General features: G+C 63.9%; 1 protein-coding gene. It reads right to left on the bottom strand.

Annotation, left to right across the window (positions count from 1 at the left end; all coding sequences use genetic code 11):
- A partial coding sequence (locus OCH239_RS21540) for a transposase (protein WP_037267661.1) occupies positions 1 to 300 on the bottom strand: 300 nt, incomplete at its 3' end.
- Between the last annotated feature and the right edge of the window lie 63 nt (positions 301 to 363).

The raw sequence follows: 363 nt of genomic DNA, 5'->3' as shown, positions 1-363 counted from the left end.
CAACGGTCCGGGATGGTTTTTTAGGATATCGCGCTCCATCTCGGCCCTCTGGAGTTCACGCTTCAGCCGGGCATTCTCGGCTGCCAGATCCGCCGGAGACGGGCCCTGCGCCTGCGCGATGGGGCGCCGCGCAGGTCCCGTCTCCAGCTGGTCGAACCGGCGTATCCATCGCCGCAAGACCGTCTCGTGAAGACCGAGCTCCTCGGCCACTTGGATGATCGTCAGGCCGCTCGTGCGGGCCCGATCAACCGCCTCGCGTTTGAATGCGTCGGGAAAATGACGCCGCTTCTTGCTCTCCATCGAACACTCCTCTCTTGGCTCGGAAGCCTATCAGGGGTGTCCACTCAAGCGGGGCAGGATCAG

The organism is Roseivivax halodurans JCM 10272 (assembly GCF_000521785.1).
Taxonomy (GTDB): domain Bacteria; phylum Pseudomonadota; class Alphaproteobacteria; order Rhodobacterales; family Rhodobacteraceae; genus Roseivivax; species Roseivivax halodurans.
This window is presented reverse-complemented; position numbering and strand designations above follow the sequence as displayed.